Origin of the sequence: Neorhizobium alkalisoli, from assembly GCF_007829835.1 — a bacterium.
Classification (GTDB): domain Bacteria; phylum Pseudomonadota; class Alphaproteobacteria; order Rhizobiales; family Rhizobiaceae; genus Neorhizobium.
The window spans coordinates 1-22193 of sequence record NZ_VIWP01000003.1; the positions used below are offsets into that span (position 1 = coordinate 1).

At 54.9% G+C, this 22193-nt stretch carries 27 protein-coding genes and 1 tRNA gene; 18 read left to right on the top strand and 10 right to left on the bottom strand.

All coding sequences use genetic code 11. From position 1 onward, the window contains the following. On the top strand, nucleotides 1-809 hold an 809-nt coding region (locus FHW37_RS10790), incomplete at its 5' end, for a hypothetical protein (RefSeq protein WP_210249286.1). A 1452-nt stretch (nucleotides 810-2261) separates the two neighbouring features. Here the strand turns inward: FHW37_RS10790 and FHW37_RS10795 are convergent. Then, nucleotides 2262-2513, bottom strand: coding sequence for a hypothetical protein (locus FHW37_RS10795; RefSeq protein ID WP_145636098.1), 252 nt, complete (start codon nucleotides 2511-2513; stop codon nucleotides 2262-2264). Between the two features lie 99 nt (nucleotides 2514-2612). On the opposite strand from FHW37_RS10795, the gene FHW37_RS10800 reads away from it, so the two are divergent. Continuing rightward, entirely contained in the window at nucleotides 2613-2912 is a 300-nt protein-coding gene (locus FHW37_RS10800) for a hypothetical protein (RefSeq protein ID WP_145636100.1), read from the top strand. A 750-nt stretch (nucleotides 2913-3662) separates the two neighbouring features. Continuing rightward, on the top strand, nucleotides 3663-4298 hold the full coding sequence (locus tag FHW37_RS10805) for a recombinase family protein (protein ID WP_145636102.1): 636 nt from the start codon (nucleotides 3663-3665) through the stop codon (nucleotides 4296-4298). 110 nt (nucleotides 4299-4408) lie between these two features. Here the strand turns inward: FHW37_RS10805 and FHW37_RS10810 are convergent, their stop codons facing one another. Continuing rightward, on the bottom strand, nucleotides 4409-5908 hold the full coding sequence (locus tag FHW37_RS10810) for a KAP family P-loop NTPase fold protein (RefSeq protein WP_145636104.1): 1500 nt from the start codon (nucleotides 5906-5908) through the stop codon (nucleotides 4409-4411). Nucleotides 5909-6052: 144 nt separating this feature from the next. Between FHW37_RS10810 and FHW37_RS10815 the strand changes: the two genes are divergently transcribed. The 6 genes from FHW37_RS10815 to FHW37_RS10840 all read left to right on the top strand — a co-directional run bounded on the left by FHW37_RS10815 (nucleotide 6053) and on the right by FHW37_RS10840 (nucleotide 8919). Continuing rightward, nucleotides 6053-6346: a hypothetical protein gene (locus tag FHW37_RS10815; protein WP_145636107.1), complete on the top strand. Its 294-nt coding sequence runs from the start codon at nucleotides 6053-6055 to the stop codon at nucleotides 6344-6346. 315 nt (nucleotides 6347-6661) lie between these two features. Further along, nucleotides 6662-6916 (top strand): DUF982 domain-containing protein, encoded by a 255-nt coding sequence (locus FHW37_RS34645; protein WP_145636109.1) that lies wholly within the window; start codon nucleotides 6662-6664, stop codon nucleotides 6914-6916. Nucleotides 6917-7047: 131 nt separating this feature from the next. Beyond that, nucleotides 7048-7266: a hypothetical protein gene (locus FHW37_RS10825; RefSeq protein WP_145636111.1), complete on the top strand. Its 219-nt coding sequence runs from the start codon at nucleotides 7048-7050 to the stop codon at nucleotides 7264-7266. 73 nt (nucleotides 7267-7339) lie between these two features. Beyond that, nucleotides 7340-7591, top strand: a complete 252-nt coding sequence (locus FHW37_RS10830; protein ID WP_145636114.1) for a hypothetical protein — start codon at nucleotides 7340-7342, stop codon at nucleotides 7589-7591. 418 nt (nucleotides 7592-8009) lie between these two features. Beyond that, a complete protein-coding gene (locus FHW37_RS10835) occupies nucleotides 8010-8210 on the top strand; it encodes a hypothetical protein (RefSeq protein ID WP_145636116.1) in 201 nt (66 codons plus the stop codon). A gap of 442 nt (nucleotides 8211-8652) precedes the next feature. Further along, on the top strand, nucleotides 8653-8919 hold the full coding sequence (locus FHW37_RS10840; protein WP_145636118.1) for a hypothetical protein: 267 nt from the start codon (nucleotides 8653-8655) through the stop codon (nucleotides 8917-8919). 5 nt (nucleotides 8920-8924) lie between these two features. Here the strand turns inward: FHW37_RS10840 and FHW37_RS10845 are convergent, their stop codons facing one another. The 4 genes from FHW37_RS10845 to FHW37_RS10860 form a co-directional block, all read right to left on the bottom strand. Further along, a complete protein-coding gene (locus FHW37_RS10845) occupies nucleotides 8925-9104 on the bottom strand; it encodes a hypothetical protein (RefSeq protein ID WP_145636120.1) in 180 nt (59 codons plus the stop codon). Between the two features lie 316 nt (nucleotides 9105-9420). Next, nucleotides 9421-9801, bottom strand: a complete 381-nt coding sequence (locus FHW37_RS10850) for a PAS domain-containing protein (protein ID WP_145636122.1) — start codon at nucleotides 9799-9801, stop codon at nucleotides 9421-9423. A gap of 134 nt (nucleotides 9802-9935) precedes the next feature. Beyond that, on the bottom strand, nucleotides 9936-10193 hold the full coding sequence (locus FHW37_RS33925; protein WP_145636125.1) for a hypothetical protein: 258 nt from the start codon (nucleotides 10191-10193) through the stop codon (nucleotides 9936-9938). 189 nt (nucleotides 10194-10382) lie between these two features. Continuing rightward, nucleotides 10383-10459 (bottom strand) — tRNA-Gly (locus FHW37_RS10860). 129 nt (nucleotides 10460-10588) lie between these two features. On the opposite strand from FHW37_RS10860, the gene FHW37_RS34465 reads away from it, so the two are divergent. Continuing rightward, nucleotides 10589-10723 carry a hypothetical protein gene (locus FHW37_RS34465; protein ID WP_281407245.1) on the top strand — a complete coding sequence of 45 codons (135 nt, stop codon included), beginning with the start codon at nucleotides 10589-10591 and terminating at the stop codon, nucleotides 10721-10723. A 198-nt stretch (nucleotides 10724-10921) separates the two neighbouring features. On the opposite strand, the gene FHW37_RS33530 is transcribed toward FHW37_RS34465, so the two are convergent. Beyond that, nucleotides 10922-11146: a hypothetical protein gene (locus FHW37_RS33530; protein WP_186458279.1), complete on the bottom strand. Its 225-nt coding sequence runs from the start codon at nucleotides 11144-11146 to the stop codon at nucleotides 10922-10924. Here FHW37_RS33530 and FHW37_RS10865 point away from each other — a divergent pair. The 8 genes from FHW37_RS10865 to FHW37_RS10900 all read left to right on the top strand — a co-directional run bounded on the left by FHW37_RS10865 (nucleotide 11046) and on the right by FHW37_RS10900 (nucleotide 19701). Then, nucleotides 11046-12284, top strand: a complete 1239-nt coding sequence (locus FHW37_RS10865; protein WP_145636127.1) for a septal ring lytic transglycosylase RlpA family protein — start codon at nucleotides 11046-11048, stop codon at nucleotides 12282-12284. The genes FHW37_RS33530 and FHW37_RS10865 overlap by 101 nt on opposite strands. 94 nt (nucleotides 12285-12378) lie before the next feature. Next, complete coding sequence (locus FHW37_RS10870) at nucleotides 12379-13545, top strand: D-alanyl-D-alanine carboxypeptidase family protein (protein WP_145637975.1); 1167 nt, start codon at nucleotides 12379-12381, stop codon at nucleotides 13543-13545. Nucleotides 13546-13608: 63 nt separating this feature from the next. Next, nucleotides 13609-14289 (top strand): dTMP kinase, encoded by a 681-nt coding sequence (tmk, locus tag FHW37_RS10875; protein ID WP_145636129.1) that lies wholly within the window; start codon nucleotides 13609-13611, stop codon nucleotides 14287-14289. After that, entirely contained in the window at nucleotides 14286-15317 is a 1032-nt protein-coding gene (locus tag FHW37_RS10880; protein WP_145636131.1) for a DNA polymerase III subunit delta', read from the top strand. Before tmk ends, FHW37_RS10880 begins: the two co-directional genes overlap by 4 nt. A 111-nt stretch (nucleotides 15318-15428) precedes the next feature. After that, on the top strand, nucleotides 15429-16985 hold the full coding sequence (gene metG / locus FHW37_RS10885) for a methionine--tRNA ligase (protein WP_145636133.1): 1557 nt from the start codon (nucleotides 15429-15431) through the stop codon (nucleotides 16983-16985). Nucleotides 16986-17018: 33 nt separating this feature from the next. Then, nucleotides 17019-17801, top strand: coding sequence for a TatD family hydrolase (locus FHW37_RS10890; protein ID WP_145637976.1), 783 nt, complete (start codon nucleotides 17019-17021; stop codon nucleotides 17799-17801). A 2-nt stretch (nucleotides 17802-17803) separates the two neighbouring features. Continuing rightward, a complete protein-coding gene (locus FHW37_RS10895; protein WP_145636135.1) occupies nucleotides 17804-18634 on the top strand; it encodes an MBL fold metallo-hydrolase in 831 nt (276 codons plus the stop codon). 194 nt (nucleotides 18635-18828) lie between these two features. Then, nucleotides 18829-19701 carry an alpha/beta fold hydrolase gene (locus FHW37_RS10900; protein ID WP_145636137.1) on the top strand — a complete coding sequence of 291 codons (873 nt, stop codon included), beginning with the start codon at nucleotides 18829-18831 and terminating at the stop codon, nucleotides 19699-19701. A 30-nt stretch (nucleotides 19702-19731) separates the two neighbouring features. Here the strand turns inward: FHW37_RS10900 and FHW37_RS10905 are convergent, their stop codons facing one another. From FHW37_RS10905 to FHW37_RS10915, 3 genes are all read right to left on the bottom strand, one after another. Next, nucleotides 19732-20211 (bottom strand): GNAT family N-acetyltransferase, encoded by a 480-nt coding sequence (locus FHW37_RS10905; protein WP_145636140.1) that lies wholly within the window; start codon nucleotides 20209-20211, stop codon nucleotides 19732-19734. Between the two features lie 58 nt (nucleotides 20212-20269). Further along, nucleotides 20270-20854: a J domain-containing protein gene (locus FHW37_RS10910; RefSeq protein WP_145636142.1), complete on the bottom strand. Its 585-nt coding sequence runs from the start codon at nucleotides 20852-20854 to the stop codon at nucleotides 20270-20272. A 143-nt stretch (nucleotides 20855-20997) separates the two neighbouring features. After that, nucleotides 20998-22146, bottom strand: coding sequence for an MFS transporter (locus tag FHW37_RS10915; protein WP_186458224.1), 1149 nt, complete (start codon nucleotides 22144-22146; stop codon nucleotides 20998-21000). Between the last annotated feature and the right edge of the window lie 47 nt (nucleotides 22147-22193).

The following is a 22193-nucleotide window of genomic DNA, read 5'->3' on the forward strand; positions in this document are numbered from 1 at the left end:
CGTGTCGATACTCGTTAGACATAAGCCTATCCTCAAGCCTGTGCTTGAGCCTTTCTGCTTATGCCGACTGTCCGGTCGAAATGGGGGGCAGTTCAGCCTTGAAAGATGCCACGGAAGCAGATGGTGTTGGGTTCACAGCGCTCACATGGGAAACGGTTTATTCGGCGCTGTCCAAATTCGCGGACGAATGTGGGCACTCTAAAACCCTGTTGGAATTCATGGAGGATCAAGGCTTGAATGCTGGACCGCCGATCACCGCCGATGCAGCACAGGCATTCGTCGCCGGATACCCACTTCTCTCCCGTTTCGAGCGGTATATGAAGGCAATTGCCAAGCGCGATTGGGAATTCATGCCGGAACCATTGCGTGGAGATGAGTATCGACGGGTAAAACAGAATTACGGTCGTTTCGCTGTCGAGTTTCCTATCGTCAACGACATATTCGTTACAGCTGGCATCCTGTACGACAACTACGACCATCAAGTTCCGTTTGAGAACAATTCCAGTCGCGGGTTGGACGTATTTTTGAGACTGGAAAGCCATCCAAAAATGGCAGGCCGAAGAAGTATCATCGACGCCGTGAAGCCGCGCGTAGCGGAGATGATCGCGGAAGGCGGTGTTGTTCGGGTTGATGGCGATGGCATCACAGGTAATCGCCATACGATAGTGATCGCACAGCGTAGCCTTTCCGAATTCCTTGGCTTTGCTACGGAGGCTGAGCAGCAAGACGCCATCTACAGTCAGATCGCTAACTGGTCTAAAGCGCTATTCCGAGATGAAAACGTGTTCGATGTTATATCGAACGCGTAGCGCTCACGGAATTGCTTTCAATTTTCTTCGGGGTCATCAGGCCCCTTTTTCACGCGTACAAGAATTGCTTTCTGAAGCTATCTGGGGTATAAATCCATCACCCCCAAAACATCGCTGATTGCCTATTTCGTATTGTTGCGAAATTCAGGAGAAATACGCAATAATATTACGCGTAATTACTCAATCTTGCGTTTGGAGTTACCATAAATAAATTTGAGACAAATGGCTCCATGCGGCCTTTTTAAAAGCATGACGGAATCTCTAGCGTAAGGGTAATCCGTAGGTCCCATGGTCTGATGGGCAGCGCATATTGATTGCGGCAGTCGTGCCGCCTAGATGCGAGCGAATTCAAATTTAAAATTTAGCAGAAGACTGAAGCTCAATGAGCAACGGTCGAGAGATGGAAAACCATCAAAGATGTCAAAAGGTGATCGATTGGCCTTTTAACAATATCTTGCGCGTGATTACAAACCGAACGTCAAGGGCATTTCGCCACGCCTGTCCTACCCCACTTTTGAGTGGTTGTTCGCATCGATTATACACCAACATTCGACGGATTGTTGGGCGTTGTCAGCCCCCTGACGGGGCTAACTATGTCCAAATTTCAATATATTATAATATCAAATCTGATTCAAAAATTCCAAGGGATAAGCGTTTTTGAGCGCAGCGAGGAAACGATTATCTCAATCATGGAGCCGTAGGCGAAGTGATTGAGAGTTGCTTGAAGTTTTTAGAAACTATTACATGCTTCTAAATCTGTATGAGAAACTGATACGAAATATGAGATACGAATGATAAGTTTCCTCATACGGACTTAGAACTATCAGGTTGGATGATGAAGTCACTCATACGAATTTGAAACTATGAGATACGGATCAGAAAGTTCGTCATATGGATATGAATCCTTCCCTTCGGGAAGGTAATGACATTTTCTCGCAAGCTCGAAAATGCCAATTACTTCTTCTCATTTCGAAATGAGATTTGATTCAATCCGATCAAATAAGAATCTCATCCATACGAATAAGTTTCTCATTTCCGTTTCTAAAGGGATCATCTCGCCTAAAATCCCGATCCAAGTTCGATCAAGCTCATTCCGCTTCGCTGCATTCGCACCATCCAAATCTTATCAAAGCTGCTACCGAAACCCATTCATCAGGGCTTCCGAATTCTCCATTTGGATTTCCGTTCCGGTTTGCCGTTCCGTTCCGCACTCATTTTAATTTTCGCTTTGCAAGCTATTGTATTTCAACGGTTTTTAGACGCGGATTTTCGCTATTTCACGCGTAAGCTATATCGGTACTCCCTCAGAAACCTAAAACGTAATTCATATGAATTTTCGAGGTGCAAAGCCCTGTAAAATAAGGGTTTCGACCATCAACGCCGATATTTGAATGAGCTGAATTTTGAGGTCATTTCTGGTTGCGATTACTCATCATTCATGATTGCGCTCTCTTATTCCGCCTCTTCAGCGACTGCTCTTCGCACTTGCCGGTAAAGTATCAGAAGATAGCACCAAAGGATGATCACCATCCCAATAATGCAGACCGGACCAATCACACGAGCCAGCTTGTTGACAGCCTGACCATCGAGGAACAGATCGAAACACATCCAGAAGGGAACGGCGATTAAAACCAATACCGTGAATTTGTCCGGGAAGGTCGTGTACTGCCAAATATGCCTCAGTGTAATGCGTTTCGACGTCATCTGAAATTTCCGTCAATTTGATGCTTTGGGTTCAAAAAAGTGAAACCGACAAAATTGTAGCCTCGTGTTCGTACTGACGACTGAGAGCGAAGGACATCAATGATTGCTGATCAAGTGCTGATATTTCTGATCCGTAGCATTGCGGAAATTGTCTTCGCGTCTTACTTCATGATCCAAAATCCGGTGCTTTTCGGTGTTTTGGTCGCCTCACTGGTCATAGCGCTCGGCAGTCGAACCCCGTTTTGGTGGACATTTGTCTTTCCCGCTATTGGTTCGGTCGCTACTTACGCGATCTATTGGGGCGGCGTTCCGCTTTCTTCCGTATCGGTGCAGGTTGCTGTGATGATGTGTCCCGTCGCGTTGGCTTGGTGGCTGAGACGACGGTTCAGCCGTTCTTGAATTTGAAAATCATTATAAATTTTCCGGACGACCTTATCATGAATCTTGGATGCCAAGGGGGGTGTCCGGGGTCGCTATTGCCGGAATTTCGGCCAAGATTATCGAGGCAGGCGCGATGGAGAGGGAATCTCCCGCCTGCCTCGACAGCGACGAGGAAATGGAGAGACCTCAACGCACGATTGACGACATCCATGCCACCATGTCGTCAATGGAATTAGAAAGAGACAGGCTTTGAATCTGTGGGACTTAAAGCCTGTCTCGAAGAAGCTGGGTGAGCTTCCGTTCGGACGACAACCGTGATGAGTGATCGATCGCCGTCCTAGGCGAGGGGACGCCTATAGAGATCATATGCATTTGATCAAGGCTGACCAATAGGCTGGATAGCGTTATCCCATCACTCGTCCGTTAGCGTACGATCAGCAAAAGCTAAAAGGGATAGGTTCGAGCGTGCAAGCCTGTCGCGCCATTCCACAAATATGGATAGAGAGAATGGGAGCGGAGGCAGAATGGAGCCCTGAAATTTCTGCCTCCGCACCGTGATCACGAGGCGAAACGTGATGAATGAACTATGGATCGTTGTGGTTAATGAAACCCTAAGCTTCTGCGTTGTCCGTAAGGCTATAGTCCAGCGTACAATCTGAGCATTGAATGAGACCCTTGCAAATCAGGCATCACAAACTGTCCGCAAGGCTTGCAAATCTAATCGTACACGCGTATCATCGGACATCGCCTAATCGTACAGGTAATCCGATGACCAAGACCATCCTTTACAGCCGCGTTTCCACATCCTCTCAGGACCTTTCCCATCAGCTTACTCAAGCAGAGAAGGCGGGCTTAGTCATCGATGAGGTCGTTTCAGATCACGGCGTATCAGGTGTCAGCACCAAGCTCAGCGAAAGACCTGAAGGGAAACGTCTATTCGATATGCTCCGCAAAGGTGACGTTCTCGTTTGCCGTTGGGTTGATCGGCTAGGCAGGAACTATGAAGACGTAACCGAAACCATCAGAACCTTTATGAAGAAGGGCGTGGTTATTCGAACGATCATCAACAACATGACCTTTGACGGCTCGAATGATGATCCGACACAGAAAGCCGTGAGAGACGCCTTGATTGCGTTCATGGCTGCAACTGCTCAAGCGCAAGCTGAAGCTACGAAAGAAGCTCAGAGAGCCGGTATAGAGGCGAACAAAGGCAACACCGAAAAGTACCGTGGAAAGAAGCCGTCTTATGACCGCGACCAGTTCACCACAGTTATCGATATGATCAACGCAGGGCAGGGAGCTTCGGCAATTTCTAAGACGACTGGGCTGACACGGCAGACCGTTTTGCGAATTAGGGATGACCAAGCAGGGGCTGAAGCGGCCTTGGCAAAATGGATGATGTAGTTGCGAATCTCATTCGCAATAAGCTTCGCATTTGTTCTGATGTTATAGTATCACATCGCTTTGTGGAAGTTTCGGGCCTTAAGCGGCGGGGGCAGGAAATGTGGTTGAGCTCAGATCGAAAGCCTACCGGCATGGCGAATAAGCGTCGGGTACTCCGCCACCACGCTGCGTCTGACGCCATCACCATTTCTCCGCACGGGCCGATTGTTGTATTCACTTTGGAAGTACTCGTGTGCTTGTAGTAGCTGAAAGTTCTCCTTGCTTGCTTCATAACCATTTCTTATGGTGTCGTCTAAGTATTGCGAAGCAAGACCAAGAACAAGCTTAATAGAGCTTCCAACATTATTCAATTCAGTACGTTTTTCACGTCCTTGGTAGAGGTATTGGTCTTTAATAGACCAGTTTGTTGAGCCGACCATTCTCGAAAGCCACTCATTATGCGGAGGATTGGTGATATCTTCACGTCTGAGATATCCTAGAATGAGTGGAAACATGATCCCGATGTAAATTGGGAACCGGTATTGCCAAACGGTAGTCAGGCTCATCAAAATATCGATGGCTTGTTCCGACTCCCGCAAGCTCATCTTGTAATGGATAGTAGCATCAGACAGATATCTGGTCGGATTCTGCTCGAAACCTGGATGAAGCCATTTACTGACATCAGGTTTGTGAAATGCCATTAGTCTTTCGACAATCTGCTGCGTGTTTGGCTCTGGTAGTTCGTACGAGCGCGTGAAAAACCGTTGCAGATACCGGCGACTATCGAAGGACGGTCCATAAACCGCGTTGATCGAGTGCGCCAACTGAGTGGTATCCGTCGAAAGAACGAATACGACATTGTCTGCATCAAATAGGTGTTTGATCCGTTCCAGCATCGCGATTGCGTAGGTTGGGCGGCATCTGTCCAATTCGTCGATGAGGATAAAGAACGGTAGGTTTCGAGCCGTTTGCTCCTCGAATAATTTCAGAAGCTCGGAAAGGCTATCTCGGAACCGTTCGAGGCTAACACGAGCTTCGTTGAATTCCTCCATACGTTTCTTGGCAAACTTGTCGATGATTTTGTCCGTGACCTCGACCGCCTGTTTCTCAAAGGTGTCTTTGATGTCTTCTCCTGTTTTGCCAGTTTCGTGAACCTGCTGGTCAATGACCTCTAGGATTTCATCTGTGCCTTCAGCGATCACATATCGGCTCGCTCTTTTTCCTAAACCCTTGAGCGCAATCCATCCGATCTTGGCTGCATTCGTTTTGACGACTTCATAAGCTTTGCGAAGAGCAGGCTGGTCCTCTTTCTGTTGGTCGAAATAACACTGAAAATAGGCTTCAATCTCGGCAATCACGTTAGTGTACGGATCGTCTGAAAAGTCATTTTTCCATGCGTCGATAAGGACAACAGGATGTTCAGCAAGTTCCAGTTGCTGCTTGAAACGCTCCATGAAGAACGATTTTCCGAATCCCCAACCAGCATCGATGTTGAGGACATATGAGCCTGATCGGCCTGCGGCCTTTCGCTCTTCCATTCTCTTCACAAGGAAGTCGTGCAAAAAATCGGCGTCCGCTTTCCGATCCAGCATGTCATCAAGCCAAATCGTCTCAAGCGTCTTTTCGGCCATGGTATCCCCCGACTCTTCAACAAGGCAATCTTAGCTTGTCTTTGCCGGAGTGGTAGCGGAATCGGATCGCTGCAAATTTGCACCTAGACCGATTTCTAGGTTCCGGCTTACGGTCCTTCTATATCAATGAAAGGACGTACTAATATGCAGTTTCAAGCGTATGGGTTTCAACTTTTGCCCGGTTCTGATGACAGCCTTCACTTCGCCAAAACCTATGAGGAATGCCGCGACGAAGCTACCGAACTGCGCCGCGAATACAAAGCGCTCCATGCAGCCGCGCCTCCACTTGGTCCCATGAAAGTCTATCAGTTTTTCATGCGTATGCCGAAAGAGGCTGACCTTCTGAACGCTTTTAACCACCCCGACGAAACTGCTGAGATGCTGATAAACCATTGTGTTATCGAGCGGCGTGAGGTCGGCGAATTTACCGACGATTAGTCAAAACCATTGGGCGGATCGATGCCGTTTTGCAGGCGCGTTTATGAGTCTCGCTGACGAATATTGACAAGAACGCAACGTGAACAGATATTGTCTGGCTGAAGCGAAGGGTTCAGCATGTCATTACCGAATATGCAGCGGAAATGCGCGCGGTGCGGATTGGCCACGTGGCTTAATCAACGCGCGATGGGTCGCAGGTTGCCGCACCTTCAATTGAAAAACCTGTCATATCGATATCGTTGCCATTGCGACGAACCACGACATACTGCGAGCTTCGTGGGTAAAAAGTCGCTATAAAAACTTTGGGAGGAATAGATGGCGCTTGAGTACATTGAGCCATCGGTTTGGAGAGAGCCAGTCTACATCAGGATCGGCTTTGGTGCGTCCGAAATGGTTGAGGGTCCAGTTGTCGCTTTAGATTATTTGAGGCGACGGTGGCCCTCCGAGCGTGGCCCTGCATACAATGCTGCCGTGATAGCATGTCAATCCGCTATCGAAGGTAAGGTAGACCTGATGCAAGCACGAGACGATTTTGCAGCTGCCGCGAGGGAAGCTTATCTGTTGTCATGAGCGCTATTGACTCTGCCGCCTGCCGTGAACAAAATAGGAACGCAGTCCTAATCACGGAGGCCGGTCATGATCTATGCGCAAGCTCGCCAGTACGCGGGCTGAGGCCAAAGTTCGAACGCGAGGACTAATCAATGGAACGCGCAACAGCGGATGTCGCGATCTGCAACTTGCTGCGCGATCTCGGTGCTAAGGTAGATGAGCCGATCAGCATCTATCGGATCGGTGAACCGCTCATCATCGACAAAGGCTATAGCGAAGACGAGCTGATAAATGCGTTGTTCTACCTGCAAAGCCAAAAGGTAATAGACATCCTCGATGGCAATCGGCTGCGTCTAGCGAAACCCCTGTGATCTGTAGTCCGCACGTCTGACGTTTAGGAACCTTTCGATCGGTAGCCGGTTCCCTTCTTAAGGTAGGACTAAAATGGCTTCCGAAATCATTCCAGCGAAAACCATGCGAGCGATTTTCCGGCTTGAGGAGACACGGAAGCTCGCAAAGTCACGTGGAAGGATAGAAGTCATGGACGGGCTAGATGTCTACAAAGCCAAAGGAAAGCCAAAGCCGAAATTCGGTGCGGGCACCATAATCCTAATTGGATGCTGTGTGACACTCGCGGTTGTTGGGATCGTTGTCGGAGCAATCGTGATCTACGGTTCGATGCAAGCCGTGAATTGAGAGCCGTGCAAAAGGTGAAGCCCGGTCGGGGAAGAGATCGACCGGGCTTCGTTTTCCCTTACACACAGCTGGGAGGTCCAGCGCTTACATAAGACTCTCTTCGCCGACATGTTCCACATGCCTCGCGGCGGTCTCTCAAGCACGGGACTAAGTCCATCAAGTGCAAAGCTGGATGCCGCCGTAAACCAGCGCAACCGCAATGTAGATGATGGCGAATATCGTCCACATCCCCTGATCTGGATGACGTTTTTTATCTGAACGAGCCATATGAAGGGCCTCCCAACCCTTTGATTAGTGCCAAATAGTAGCCCAAACTTTTGGACAGAAAAGGGCAGGGCCTCATTCGTCCGCGAACGTACCGACCGGAACCAAATTCAAGTAGCCGCTTTAAAGCGCACCATCTTGGCGGACGGTGACCATGGATTTCGATAAGTTTGTAGAGTTCGCAGTGGCGTTGCGCGAGACAGTCGCAAAACCGTTCTGCTTCGATGAAGGCAGAGCAGCGGCTATGCAAGGTATCCATTTTGTTCGCGGCAATCCATACGCCCGCGAAACTGAACCCGAGAGCCACCAATCTTGGAATGACGGCTGGCTGTCGATTAACGAACCTCAGCAGTAAATTGACAAAGCGCACGTCTCTGTGAGTTCTGGGCGTTTATTCGCTTGATGGGCGGATAGCTTGATTGCGTAATAGTTGAGTGTATAAAGCCGCAAAAGCCAATAATAGGCTCGCGGGAACTATAAAAGTGTACATTGTATCAGTTTTTGACGCAGGTCGGGAACGGAATCTGAAGTGTTCGTCATTGATGTTCACGCCCGATGGTCTGTTCATTGTTGCGGACAATCAGAACTATAGCTTTCCATCGTCGGCACTGCTCAGTGTTGCTTCAGTGGTTGAATGCGATGAACGCGCAGATGGCGAGAGCAAGAGCGAGCCTTGGCTTAAGCTTTGAGCGAAATATCAAAAGGCGTTTTGTTCCAATAATTTAAGGGCGGTTTTCACGGAACGTCTCTGCCTGCCATCTGTTCTGCTGCATCGCAAACCAGCATGGATGGACAGCATGAAGCTGACGCTCGCGGACGTTTGGGACTTTGATAACGACGTAAGATGGTATGTCGCGGAGGAAGTGAACTCTGCTTATCTACTGTGCGCATTGGTCGATCACACCGCGAAGGGCGTTCAGGTGCACGACACCAATCGCACGTTCGAAAGCCAGCCAGCATTGATGAAGTTCGTAACGCGGATGTCGAGAGGCGCTTCGACTGTGCTTTGCGTAAAGTACGAAGACGGTCATGTCGCTCTGCAACGATATCACCATCGTGCTTGATGGTTCTAATGCAGGAACTTTCGCTTCATCTGCTCGACATTTTGCGAGCCATCGAAGATAGCAAACATCCGCGTTGCAATCTCCCGCCCTTTGTCGCTCAACGGATCGATCTCGCGTTGTGAGCAGACGTAGCGATACGCGGCGAAGATCATCTCGATTTGCTTGTCGGTGACGTTGGTTTTCATTGCGCCAATATGATGTCGAGCCGAGCTGGCGACAAGTAAGCGCTACCGTACAATCATCAGCTTGGTTTAGAAGCAGCTAATACAGAAGCGCGTCGGAACCCGGCTGGCCTTGGACTTCGCCGGGTTCCGCTCTCAAGGTGCCAGCTATTTGGCGCAGCTGGTCAAATAGAAACCGCTTGCTCTATGAAATGTTCCATCAAGGGAGGTCGGAGCGCGACGTTAGCTTTTGGGGAGTAACAGCCGCGCTCCGTTGGAGATTGCTGCGTACGGTGGGACACAGCGTCTGAATAATGCTGGTAAGAAGCAAATGTTCCGCTCAATGGCGACCGACAAAGCCCTTGCTCTGGTCGAACACACCGCCGGTAAATTGCGTCGGCATCCCGTCAGCATCGTGAAGGCATCGCCCGAACCATCCAACATGTTTCAGTTCACCGGATTCAGTTTTTACGCGAAACCGGCTCTGTATGAACCCACCAGTCAGAATGGCTGTGTGAATCTCTTTAGCAGTACGCTCGCGATCACCGTCAACTATTCGATTGATGATAAACTCTATAGATAAGCCATTAGCAGCCTTATCTACCGGCAATCCGTGTATGTTGGCAAATGCACTGTCGCCAATTAGCTTGTTCGCGCACACATCGAACGCATACATACCCAGCTGCGACAGATCGGGTTGAAATATTGCTTGAATGCCCATGTGATTCTCCGCCGATATATGCAGCTATAATAGCGAATACTGCCATTAGGTTGCATTAGAGAGATATCATATGTGACTTTTTATGGTCTGCGCGCATACAAATATGAACCTGACTCGCATTCATATTATTCTGCTCAAAGTTGTGGCAATTGGTCGGAGTTGGTCGGGGCAGGCGTGCTTCTAATCGTCGCCCAACTGGCTTTTAGCCGACGACCTGAAGCGGTCAACCGGTATTCCGGTTGTTCCAGAATGACCGCGCGCTGTTCTATAAGCCCGTCTTTGATCGCGCCCTTCAGCGTAGTGGGTCCAATGCCATGGGGTTTCGCAGCCCATTCTTTTCGAGGCATCGCCCGGATCAAGCGGATAAGTCGGTAAGTGATCTGCATAGCCATAAAAACAGCCACGGAAACAACATGTTCCCGCACTGCACACGCATGACGCATTCAGTTTTCTGGTTACACGCTGCCAAATCAGGGAACGGACGTAGACCGAAAAAGCAACAACTTGGAAAGAGAGCCCGAAGATCGGAGACAGAGGGGTCGGCAAAATCTGATATCAGCGGGGATAAGACACGATTAGCTTGGAGCGGATTAGGGGAAGTCGAACCCCTATCTCTAAATTCGGAAGACTTAGCGCTTTTCCGTTAAGCTAAACCCGCATACATCTATTTAGGAAAACTGAAAACGCGGGCTGGCCAGCAGGCACAAAAAAGCCTGATCCAACTGTCCGACGCAATTGTCTCAGGCTCGTTTGCAAAAAAGAACATAATCAAAAGGAGGAGGCTCGAATGGCTTACGATGCCTCACAAGTATTTAGTGGAATTCTGTTCCTCGAATCGTGGCAGGGGATTCTCTCTCAGGCTTTCGGCTACGCTACAAAAGTGCTACATCATGAGATTGACGTGCATGATATTATCCTTTAGAATCATTACGTTATTTCACGAAGGCAATCCCACCTCTTCCGCCATAACTGTGAAAGCCTACTGCGCGCGATGTGCGCATAGCGCAATAACGTCCATCAAGGGCGATGGGCAGGCGAACGTGTTAATCTTGGGTTAATTAAGTATTGATTAACCATAATACGTAGAAATTTAATTACTCCACAATTTTCCGTCGCATTTTTACCTCGAACCAAGCACAAGCTCGACATCATGACATTGCGGACGATTCGTCGTTCGTGTGGTTTTTGTTGCTGAAATGGCGCGGCGGAGCGAGGCCTGACCGAGCGATTTCAGCGGATGCGGAATGGGGCGGTCTGATTTGCGTTTGAGTGGCGGCACGCTTTCGCTTGGTGCGAAATGGCTTGGGATTTCGGTGGTTTGCGCGGCAATGGCATCCTGTGCCACGACGCAGTCCAAGGCACCGGAAAAGAAGGTAGCCCGTAGCAAGGAGTATTTCTCCGAGTCGGAATATGGCGTGAAAGCCAGTCCGCGCGTCGTTGCCGAAGGGCAGCCGGTTCCGAAGGGCGGCGGCCGTTTCATGGTCGGCGATCCCTATCAGGTACGCGGCAAGACCTACGTTCCCAAAGAAGACCCAAAGTATAACAAGTCGGGTCTGGCGTCCTGGTATGGGTCGGCTTTCCATGGCCGTTATACCGCCAATGGCGAAGTCTATGACAGCGCAAGCCTGACAGCCGCGCATCCGACTTTCCCGCTGCCAAGCTACGCCCGCGTCACCAATCTCGATAACGGTTCTTCCGTCATCGTGCGCGTCAACGATCGCGGTCCCTATCACGAAGGCCGCATTCTCGACGTATCCAGCAAGACCGCCGAAATGCTCGACATGAAGCGAATGGGCACTGCCCATGTGAACGTCCAGTATGTCGGTCGTGCCCGCATGGACGGCCAGGATACGCCGTTCTTGATGGCTTCCTATGTCCGCAAGGGCGATCGTCTGCCGACCTTCAATCCGGGCGGCCAGATTGCGTCCGGCGTGATGGTGGCTTCCAACCAGCCGATGCGCGAACAGATGCAAGCCTATGGCTCGTCGCTGCCGCAGCCTAGCCTTCCCGGTGGCCGCACGCCGGCTTCTGCAAAGGGGCAGGGTGCTGCGCCGATCGTCGCTTCTGCTTCGGCCTTCCCGTCGGCTGACCGGTTCGCTTCCGCATCGTCGAATACGCCGCGCCCGGCTGAGCGTCCGCTTGCGGAAACGTCTCGTCAGCCTCAGCGCGTGGTTGCAAGTGCCGTTCCGGCTCCGTCGCAGCCGCGTTTTGTTGAGCCGGCAGCGCAGGCCCGTCCTGTCGCCCAGGTTCGCCCCGCTGCTCAGTCGCAGTTCGCGGCCGCTCCGAAGGCAGTTCAGCCCGTGGTTCAGCCTAGGGAGCAGCAACGCGTGCAGGTCGCCCAGCAGCAGGTCCAGCCGCGTGCACAGGGTATCCAGCAGCGCGCGGTTCAGCCGGTCGCCCAGACCAGCGAAACTGCCTATGTCTCGCCGCCGAAGAGCCGCGGACCGCAGGTCATGTTCGGCAACGTCCTGCTTCAGGATTAAGCCTTGTGAATACCGTGCGGATGGAAGTCCGCACGGGGATTGTGGTACCGCAGGCGCGCTGCTACGCATAAGCGAAACGGTGCACGGAGCGATGATGCGCAGCCTTTTGTTTTCGGCCTTTCTCGTCGCTGCGACGGCATTTCAGCCGGGCGCGGCTTCGGCTGCCGAAGAAACGGCCGCCGCATTTCCGACCAAGGCCAAACAGGCCTATATGATCGAGGCGAAGACTGGCACGGTTCTGCTCGCCACCAATGAAAACCAGTCTTTTCCCGCCGCCTCGCTGACCAAGCTGATGACCATGGAACTGGTCTTTGCGGCGCTTGAGCGTGGTGAGATCTCGCCCGAAACCCTTTATCCCGTTTCCGAATATGCCTGGCGCACCGGTGGCGCTCCCTCCGGCACAACGACGATGTTCGCGGCGCTCAAATCGCAGATCAAGGTCGACGATCTGATCAAGGGCGTGATCGTCCAGAATGCCAATGATGCCTGCATCGTGCTTGCAGAAGGCATGGCGGGCGGCGATCAGCAGTTCGGAGCCCGCATGTCAGCCCGCGCCAAGGATCTCGGCCTTGCGCGCTCAAGTTTTGGCAATTCCACCGGCCTGCCGGATGCGGAAAACAGGACGACGGCGCGCGACATGGTGGAACTGGCGCGGCATCTCTATACCGCTTATCCGCAATTCTACCCGCTCTACAAACAGCCGGATTTCACCTGGAACAAGATCTTTCAGCGCAACAAGAACCCGCTGCTTGCGCTGAACATGGGCGTCGACGGGTTTGGCGGCGGTTTTGCCGAAGGCTCGGGTTTTGCCATGGTCGCTTCGGCCGAGCGCAACGGCACGCGCCTTTTCCTCGCTATGGGCGGACTTGCCAGCGACAAGGAACGGCTTGAGGAAACGAAGAAGGCGCTAGACTGGGGTCTTTCTTCCTTCGAGACGAAGATCATTTTCCCTCAGAACGAGGTGGTCGGTCAGGCAAGCGTTTATGGCGGCGCCGTGCGGCATGTCGATCTTGTCGCGCGCGAGCCGGTCGATCTCTACCTGCCAACCAACAGTCCTGACCGCCTTTCGGGCCGAATCGTCTACCACTGGCCGCTCAGGGCGCCGGTTGCGGCAGGGCAGGAGGTCGGAACCTTGAAAATTTCGGCCGGCGACCGGACGCTGCGCGAAATACCGCTCTTCACCACGACAGCGGTCGAAAAGGGCACTCTGGTGAACCAGGCGACCGACGCATTGCTGGAACTTGCCTTCTTCTGGCTTTGACATTGTTCCGCCAGCCATGCAGATACGCTATAAATCAGCGATGACAGCAATTCGGAAGCGCGTGTGGCAGATCATTCCGGTCTATTCGTAACGTTCGAGGGTGGAGAAGGGGCGGGGAAATCCACCCAGATCCGCCGGCTTGCCGACCTTTTGCGGCGGCGCGGCTACGATGTGCTCGTGACGCGCGAACCGGGCGGCTCGCCGGGCGCAGAGGCCGTTCGGCATGTCCTTCTGTCCGGTGCCGCTGAAAAATTCGGCGTCAAGATGGAAGCGATCCTGTTTGCCGCCGCCCGCAACGACCATGTGGAAGAGATCATCCGCCCGGCGCTGAAGACGGGGGCGATCGTGCTCTGCGACCGCTTCATCGATTCCTCGCGCGTCTATCAGGGCGCAACCGGCAATATCGAACCGGCACTGATCGAGGTGCTGCAGCGCGTCGCGATCGATGGCGTCGAGCCCGACTGCACGATCATTCTCGACCTTCCGGCCGATATCGGCCTGGCGCGGGCCCGCAAGCGCAGTTCCGGCGAGGCTCCGGACCGGTTCGAGAAGGAAGAGATCGAGACCCACGAGAAGCGTCGGCAGGCCTATCTCGACATTGCTGCGGCCGAGCCCAATCGCTGCCGGGTGATCGATGCCGATCGTGAGGAAGACGTCATCGCGACGGAAATTGCCGAAGCGATCGAGCCGATGGCGCGCGAGCTCGGCTTTGCCCAGACCAGCAGCGCGGAATCGGTCGGATGAGCGAAAATGATCCGAGCGTACTCGACGGCGCCATCGCGCCTTCGAAGAACACCCATCTTTTCGGCCATCAGGCGGCAGAGGATTTTCTGGCGGCCGGCCACGCGTCCGGCAAAGGTCATCATGCGATCCTGATCGAAGGCCCGGAAGGGATCGGCAAGGCGACGCTTGCCTTCCGTTTCGCCAACCATGTCATGTCCAACCCCGAGCCGTCGCTTGCGCCGCGCTATCTGGCGAAGCCCGATCCCGATAGCGCCGTCAGCCGCCAGATCGCCTCCGGTGCCTCGCACAATCTCCTGCACCTGACCAAGCCGGTCGACGAAAAGACCGGCCGCACCAAGACCGCCATCACCGTCGATGAAGTGCGCAAGGCCGGGCATTTCTTTTCGCAGACATCGGGAACCGGCAATTGGCGCATCGTCATCATCGATGCGGCCGACGATCTCAACCGCAATGCCGCCAACGCGATCCTGAAGATTCTTGAGGAGCCGCCGCGCCGTTCGCTTTTCCTCGTCCTGTCGCATGCGCCGGGACGGCTGCTGCCGACGATCCGCTCGCGCTGCCAGCCGCTCAAGCTGTCACCACTGAGTGACAATGATCTTTCCCAGGCGCTTGCGGCGCTTGGAAGCCCGCTGACGGGTGGCAAGACGGAAGAGACCGTGCGCGCACTCGCCAAAGGCAGTGTTTCGCGCGCGCTGAAGCTTCTGAATTATGGCGGCACGGAAATCATCGGCGCCTTCGATGAGGTGATCGCATCAGAGGGGCCGACGGCCCGCAAGGCGATGCACCGCCTGGCGGATGTCCTGTCCGGCAAGGACAGCGAAGTGATCTTTGGCTTTTTCCTGGAGCATCTGGGCGATCATCTTGTCGCCCTGGCGCGGCAGTCGGCGCTGGCGGGCGATCTTGCCGCCGCCGACCGGCAGGCGAAGCTGGTCTTCGACCTCGGCGAAAAGATTACCACCGCGCAGGCCTATAATCTCGACCGCAAGCAGACCCTGATGTCCGTTCTCGAAGCAGCAAGGCAGGCCTGAACGGCAAAACGATCGCGCGGGCATCCGAACTGAAGTTCAAGTTTGGGTTCCACCGCAGCGAAACATGCGCTAAGAGCGGCGTGACTTCCTTTCCCGCACACGAGTGCCATCATGCCGAACAAGACACCCTTTTACATCACGACCGCGATTTCCTATCCGAACGGCAAGCCGCATATCGGCCATGCCTACGAACTGATCGCGACCGATGCCATGGCGCGCTTCCAGCGCCTCGACGGCAGGGACGTGTTCTTCCTGACCGGAACCGATGAGCACGGCCAGAAGATGCAGCAGACGGCGCGCGCGGAAGGCATTTCTCCGGAAGCGCTGGCCGAGCGCAATTCCAACGAATTCCGCGCCATGGGCAAGCTCCTGAACGCGTCGAACGACGATTTCATCCGTACCACGGAAGAGCGTCACCACAAGGCGAGCCAGGCGATCTGGAACCGGATGGCCGATGCCGGCGATATCTACAAGGACAGCTATGCCGGCTGGTATTCTGTGCGCGACGAAGCCTATTACACCGAGGATGAAACCGAGGTTCGCGACGGTGTGCGCTATGGCGGGCAGGGCACGCCGGTCGAATGGGTCGAGGAATCGAGCTATTTCTTCAAGCTGTCGGAATACCAGGACAAGCTGCTGAAGCTTTATGAGGAAAACCCGGACTTCATCGGTCCGGCCGAACGCCGCAACGAAGTGATCTCCTTCGTCAAATCCGGCCTTCGCGACCTTTCGATTTCCCGCACGACCTTCGATTGGGGTATCAAGGTACCGAACGATCCGGCACATGTCATGTATGTCTGGGTCGATGCCCTGACGAACTATGTTACCGCCACCGGCTATCTCGACGATCCGCAGGGACCGCGGGCGAAATACTGGCCGGCCGATGCGCATATTATCGGGAAGGACATCATTCGTTTCCACGCCGTCTACTGGCCGGCCTTCCTGATGTCGGCAGGCCTGCCCTTGCCGAAGCGCGTTTATGCCCATGGTTTCGTGCTCGCCAAGGGCGGCGAGAAAATGTCGAAGTCGCTCGGCAATGTGCTCGATCCGTTCGAGCTCATCGAGCATTTCGGCCTTGATGCGATCCGCTTTTATCTGCTGCGCGAAATCTCCTTCGGCCAGGACGGCCATTGCAGCGAAGAGGCGATCGGTACCCGCATCAATGCGGATCTTGCCAATGGCATCGGCAACCTCGCCAGCCGCTCACTGTCGATGATCGCCAAGAATTGCGACGGCCAGGTGCCGACGCCAGGTGAACTGACGGAAGAAGACCGGCAGATGCTGGCATCCGTCGATGCGCTGATCGCCATCTGCCGCGAAGAAATGGGCAGCCAACTCATTCACCGCGCGCTGGCCGCGATCATTGCCGTCGTTTCGGAAACCGACCGCTATTTTGCCGGCCAGCAGCCCTGGGCGCTGAAGAAGACCGATCCGGAGCGGATGGGCACCGTGCTTTACGTCACGGCAGAAGTCGTGCGGCAGCTCGCCATCCTGCTGCAGCCCTTCATGCCGGGATCTTCGTCAAAGCTTCTCGATCTGGTGGCTGCATCGGCCGATGCCCGCGATTTCGCGGCTCTCGGCGAGGCAGGCCGCCTGAAGCCCGGCACGCCGATCGACGCGCCGACGCCGGTTTTCCCGCGTTATGTCGCGCCGGAAGCAAAAGCCTGATTTTGAGCATTCCGGGATTTTATTGACGTGTCCATGCTGATCGATACCCATTGCCATCTGGATTTTGCCGAGTTCGACGAGGAGCGCGACGCGTTGATCGAACGCGCCCATCGGGCCGGCGTCAAGCAGATGGTGACGATCTCGACACGGGTGAAAAAGCTCGACACGCTGCTCGCCATTTCGGAAAAATATCCGTCGGTTTTCTGTTCGGTCGGGACGCATCCGAACAATGCCGGCGAGGAACTCGATATCCAGACCGAGGATCTCGTGCGGCTCGCCAACAGCCACGAAAAGATCGTCGCGATCGGCGAAGCCGGGCTCGACTATTTTTACGACACCCAGACGCCGGCAGACCAGAAGACCGGACTTCTGCGCCATATCGCGGCAGCCCGCGAAACCGGTCTGCCGCTCGTCATTCACAGCCGCAGCGCCGACGAGGACATGATCGAGATCCTGACGGCGGAAAGCGGGAAGGGGGCTTTCCCCTTCATTCTGCACTGTTTTTCGGCCGGACCCGACCTCGCCCGCGTTGGCGTGGAACTCGGCGGTTACGTCTCCTTCTCCGGCATCCTCACCTTCCCGAAGTCGGAAGATATCCGCGCGATCGCCGCAACCGTGCCGATGGACCGGCTGCTGGTAGAAACGGACGCTCCGTTCCTTGCGCCAAAACGCTGGCGCGGCAAGCGCAACGAGCCGTCCTATGTCGTCAACACGGCCGAGGTTCTGGCTGAGGTCAAGGGCGTGACTTACGACGAGATCGCCGCGATCACCACGGAAAACGCCTTCCGCTGCTTCTCCAAGATGCCGAGGCTCTGACTGTGTCGGGATATCGGCGACGCTTCACCATTCTTGGCTGCTCGTCGTCGCCCGGCGTTCCGCGCCTCAACGGCGACTGGGGCGATTGCAATCCCGACAACCCCAAGAACCGGCGGACCCGCGCGGCCTTCATGGTGGAGCAGATTGCCCCGGATGGCCAAAGAACCGTCGTCATCATCGATACCGGCCCGGATTTTCGCGAGCAGATGATCGCCGCCAAGGTGCAGCGCGTCGACGCCGTTCTTTATACGCATGCGCATGCCGATCACCTGCACGGGATCGATGACCTGCGCGGTTATTTCATCCTGCAGAAACACCGCATTCCGATCCATGCCGATCCGTTCACGATGGACCGGATCCGCCAGGGTTTTGGATATTGTCTCGAAACGCCGCCGGGCGGCAATTATCCGCCGATCGTCAAACCCGTTCTGATCGAGACGCTGGACCAGCCGATCGTGATCGACGGTCCAGGCGGCAAGATCGCGTTCCAGCCGCACCGGCAGATGCATGGCGATATCCATTCGCTCGGCTTCAGGATCGGCAACGTGGCTTATTGCAGCGATGTCAGCGATTTCCCGGCAGACAGTGTCGCGAAGCTCGGCGGCCTCGACACGCTGATTATCGATACGCTGCAATACGCATACCATCCGAGCCATCTGTCCATGGAACAGGCGCTCGATTGGATTGCTCAGCTTGCGCCAAAGCACGCGATCCTGACACACATGCATATTCCGCTGGATTACGATCGCGTCATGGCCGAGACGCCGGACCATATCGAACCGGCTTATGACGGCATGGCATTCGAGACTGACGTTACGGAAGGCGATCTCTAACCGCGGGGACGTATCCGCCGGTTTCCATAAGCCTTTGCAGCACAACATATATCATTTAGTTCCATAATCTATCTTATCTGACTTTTGTTTAGCCATATGACCGATGAGGCGTCGGCCTCCACTCGCTGATTGTCGTATGTCTCGCCTCTACCGAAATGCGACCTTTGTTTTGATACTCACCGTGGATCACGCCATTGACCTCCCGCCGTATCTTTTCGCCCGCTCCGCCTGACCGGATCTCGCATGTCACCCCACCGGATGGAACGCGCATTGCCATCTACGAATGGGGTGATGAAAATCTGCCGTCGATCGTGCTCATGCACGGCATATACCAGTCGGCCCTCAGCTGGCACCGGCAGTTTTCGGATTCGGATCTCGTCAGCCGCTACCGGCTGGTTGCCATCGATCTTCGTGGCCATGGCGCATCCGACAAACCGTATGGCGAAAGCTTTTATCGGGACGGTCTTCGTTTTGCGGCGGATATCGCAACGGTGATCGATAAGCTGCAGCTTTCCCGTCCGGTTCTGTGCGGCTGGTCCTTTGGTGGCCGGGTCGTCAACGACTATCTGTCGGTGCATGGTGACGCCGGGCTTGGCGGCATCGTTTATGTCGGCGCGCGTTCCGTGCCGACTCTGCCGGACGAGCCGCCCGCATCGTCGCGCTTCACATCCGCCAGCCGCAATGCCCGCAGCGAAGATCCGGCTGCCTTCATCCGTGGGACACGGCAGTTCGTGCGCCTGTGTTTCCACCGTGCGCCGTCACGCGCGGAACTCGATGCGCTGGCGATGAGCAGCATGCAGACGCCGCTCTATGTCCGTAATCAGACGCTTGGGCGCAAGATGGACTATTCCGCGGCACTGAGCGCCGTTCGCGTGCCGACGCTGATCGTGCATGGCCGGCAGGACGCGATCATCACCTTTCGCGGCGCCGAACTGAGCGCCGCGGCAATCGGCCATGCACAACTGATCGACTATGACGATGTCGGCCATGCGCCCTTTGCCGAGGATCCCGAAAGGTTCAACCGGGATCTCGATCGCTTCATGCAGTCGCTTTCTGGGACGCCATGAAGGTGTCTCCCTGACATCAGTTGCTGACGGTCATTCAGCAGCAAAACTCTTCAGCGCATTATCTTCAAGCCGATAGCGGATCCATTCGGTCAGGGGTTCCGCACCAACCGCGTCATAGACCTTGATGGCGGGCGTGTTCCAGTCGAGCACGCTCCATTCGAAGCGCGCACAGCCATGGTCGACCGCGATGGCCGCAAGCCGTTTCAGCAGGGCCTTGCCGGCGCCGAGCCCCCTCGCCTTGGGCGTCACATAGAGATCCTCGAGATAGATGCCGTTCTTGGCTTTCCAGGTCGAATAGCTGAAGAACCAAATCGCCATGCCGATCGGCTCGCCATCCGCTTCAGCGATCAGCGCATGCGTGACACTGCCTGGGCCGAAAATCGAACTCTCGATCGTCTCAACGGTTGCCTCGACCTCATGCTCGGCCTTTTCGTAGATGGCGAGTTCGCGGATGAAGTGAAACAGCGTCGAGGCGTCCTCGGGGCTCGCCTCGCGGATGGTGATGGTCATGACCTGTCTCTATGTTTTATGAGGATTTTTTTGAAAAGCAGCGAGGTCCGGACGCCTTTTATTCGGCGGCGTCCTTCACCTCGATCGCTTCGATCTCGTAGCTATAACCGTCCAGCATGCCATAGGCCTGCTCGATCGTTTCGATTTCGCTCTGGGCCTTGCCGATCGCGTCCTGAATAGTCTCGCAACGGGCCTTCAGCATGCGGCCGAGCACATCGGTTTCCGGCTTGCGGCCGATACGGTCGATATGATTGCGGATACGGGCGCGATGGCGCTCCATTTCAAGGATGTGGAAACGGGCGTTGACGACACGGTCCGTCAGCTTGCGGCGCATGGAGGCGACCGGATCGAAGGAACCGGGTTCGCGTTCGTCGAGAATCATCTCGTTGACCAGGGTTTCCAGAATGACCAGGCCCTGCAGGTCCTTGGTATCGGCAAGCTCGGGATCATAGCCGGTATCGTCAAAAACCTTGCGGCGGACGGGATCGTTCAGGATCTCGTAGGCAGTCTTGATCTTGCCGAACAGGTCGACGTCGCCGCCGGCATCCGGATGCGCAGATTTCGCCCGCCTGCGATAGGCAGATTTGATCGCGGCTGCATCCGCTTCGCGGGAAACGCCAAGGATTTCATAAGGATCGATCACAGTGCCACCTGTTTTCGGCAAGTCATAACCAGAATCGTAGCGGCCAAAGCCGGCGGGCTCAAGCCATTATCCACTCTTATGGCCAATTAGCGGCGAGGCCGACCCCTGCCCGACTTTACCCACATATTCTCCACCCCTGCCCGTCAGCGTCTTCTGAAGGGGCGCCGACCTTCGGCTACGGGCGCCATCAGGAGGCTCAGGATCGCGCATGGCAAGAGAACCACGAATGTGCCGACAAGGCTTACATGTTCGGCGATGAAACCGAGCAAGGGCGGCACGCCGATGGTCGAAAGCATCAGCGTCAGCGCCAGCGCTGCCAGGTTTTCCGAAGGCTGGCCCTTTCCGAACGCGATCGTCGTCGAGACTGCCAGCGGAAATGCCAGCGCGATGCCGCAGCCGATCACGAAAAGCGCCAGCCCGGCCTGTATCAGGCTGGATGTCGTCACCAGAAGCAGGATGCCGGCAATGACGGCGATTGCGGAACTGCGGACAAGCGTGACGGGTCCAAAAGCTTCGCGCAGCTTGTCGCCGGAAAGCCGGGTCAGACCCATACCGACGGTGAAGGTGGCATAAAGGATGCCCGCCGTCTGCGGATCGGCGCCGAGATGTTCGCGCAAGAAAAAGATACCCCAGTCATAAACCGCGCCCTCAACGATGCAGAGGCCGAAGACCATCACGCAGATCAAAAGGATTGCACGATCAGGCAGGACATAGGCCGATCGCTTGGCACTTGCTGTGGTTGCCGCTCGTGGCGCGGCATCACGGGCCGTAATGCGTTGCACGAACACACATGCCAGGATGACGAAGATGGCCGCCGCCATCTGCTGGGCGAAAGGGGTCACCTCCCGTTCGGCGAGAAAGCCGGAATAGAGCGAACCGATCAGCAGGCCGACCGACCAGAAGCCATGGCTGCGGGCCAGAACCTTGGTGCCGGTGCGCTGTTCGATGCCGGCCGAGATCATGTTCGCGGAGACATCGAAAATCGTCCGGAAGAAGCCGAACAGGAAGAAGCAGACAAGAAACAGCGGCAAGGGTGCGATCGTCAGCACGGGGGTCAGAAGCGCGCAGACAGGAAGCGTCACGATCGCTGTCAGGCGCGGCGTCAGGCGGTCGTTGATACGGCCGGCCAGAGGCAGCGCAAGGAATGTCCCGACGGGGGCGCTCAGAAGCGCCATTCCAAGCACCGCCTTGTCAACGCCGAGTGACATCTGGATTGCAGGCAGGCGGGTGAACAGCGAGACGAAGAGAATGGCATTGCAGAAATAAAGCAGCGCCGGAGGGAGCAGGATCATCGGGGGCATCCGGGACGAATCATCACCCGCATTGGTGCCAGCGCTGG

What these genes read in the sequence shown, in the direction of transcription:
- FHW37_RS10795 (WP_145636098.1), bottom strand. Translation starts at nt 2,513, where the DNA reads ATGACGTCGAAACGCATTACACTGAGGCATATTTGGCAGTACACGACC.
- FHW37_RS10800 (WP_145636100.1), top strand. Translation starts at nt 2,613, where the DNA reads ATGATTGCTGATCAAGTGCTGATATTTCTGATCCGTAGCATTGCGGAA.
- FHW37_RS10805 (WP_145636102.1), top strand. Translation starts at nt 3,663, where the DNA reads ATGACCAAGACCATCCTTTACAGCCGCGTTTCCACATCCTCTCAGGAC.
- FHW37_RS10810 (WP_145636104.1), bottom strand. Translation starts at nt 5,908, where the DNA reads ATGGCCGAAAAGACGCTTGAGACGATTTGGCTTGATGACATGCTGGAT.
- FHW37_RS10815 (WP_145636107.1), top strand. Translation starts at nt 6,053, where the DNA reads ATGCAGTTTCAAGCGTATGGGTTTCAACTTTTGCCCGGTTCTGATGAC.
- FHW37_RS34645 (WP_145636109.1), top strand. Translation starts at nt 6,662, where the DNA reads ATGGCGCTTGAGTACATTGAGCCATCGGTTTGGAGAGAGCCAGTCTAC.
- FHW37_RS10825 (WP_145636111.1), top strand. Translation starts at nt 7,048, where the DNA reads ATGGAACGCGCAACAGCGGATGTCGCGATCTGCAACTTGCTGCGCGAT.
- FHW37_RS10830 (WP_145636114.1), top strand. Translation starts at nt 7,340, where the DNA reads ATGGCTTCCGAAATCATTCCAGCGAAAACCATGCGAGCGATTTTCCGG.
- FHW37_RS10835 (WP_145636116.1), top strand. Translation starts at nt 8,010, where the DNA reads ATGGATTTCGATAAGTTTGTAGAGTTCGCAGTGGCGTTGCGCGAGACA.
- FHW37_RS10840 (WP_145636118.1), top strand. Translation starts at nt 8,653, where the DNA reads ATGAAGCTGACGCTCGCGGACGTTTGGGACTTTGATAACGACGTAAGA.
- FHW37_RS10845 (WP_145636120.1), bottom strand. Translation starts at nt 9,104, where the DNA reads ATGAAAACCAACGTCACCGACAAGCAAATCGAGATGATCTTCGCCGCG.
- FHW37_RS10850 (WP_145636122.1), bottom strand. Translation starts at nt 9,801, where the DNA reads ATGGGCATTCAAGCAATATTTCAACCCGATCTGTCGCAGCTGGGTATG.
- FHW37_RS33925 (WP_145636125.1), bottom strand. Translation starts at nt 10,193, where the DNA reads ATGGCTATGCAGATCACTTACCGACTTATCCGCTTGATCCGGGCGATG.
- FHW37_RS34465 (WP_281407245.1), top strand. Translation starts at nt 10,589, where the DNA reads ATGGCTTACGATGCCTCACAAGTATTTAGTGGAATTCTGTTCCTCGAA.
- FHW37_RS10865 (WP_145636127.1), top strand. Translation starts at nt 11,046, where the DNA reads ATGGGGCGGTCTGATTTGCGTTTGAGTGGCGGCACGCTTTCGCTTGGT.
- FHW37_RS10870 (WP_145637975.1), top strand. Translation starts at nt 12,379, where the DNA reads ATGCGCAGCCTTTTGTTTTCGGCCTTTCTCGTCGCTGCGACGGCATTT.
- FHW37_RS10880 (WP_145636131.1), top strand. Translation starts at nt 14,286, where the DNA reads ATGAGCGAAAATGATCCGAGCGTACTCGACGGCGCCATCGCGCCTTCG.
- metG (WP_145636133.1), top strand. Translation starts at nt 15,429, where the DNA reads ATGCCGAACAAGACACCCTTTTACATCACGACCGCGATTTCCTATCCG.
- FHW37_RS10890 (WP_145637976.1), top strand. Translation starts at nt 17,019, where the DNA reads ATGCTGATCGATACCCATTGCCATCTGGATTTTGCCGAGTTCGACGAG.
- FHW37_RS10905 (WP_145636140.1), bottom strand. Translation starts at nt 20,211, where the DNA reads ATGACCATCACCATCCGCGAGGCGAGCCCCGAGGACGCCTCGACGCTG.
- FHW37_RS10915 (WP_186458224.1), bottom strand. Translation starts at nt 22,146, where the DNA reads ATGATCCTGCTCCCTCCGGCGCTGCTTTATTTCTGCAATGCCATTCTC.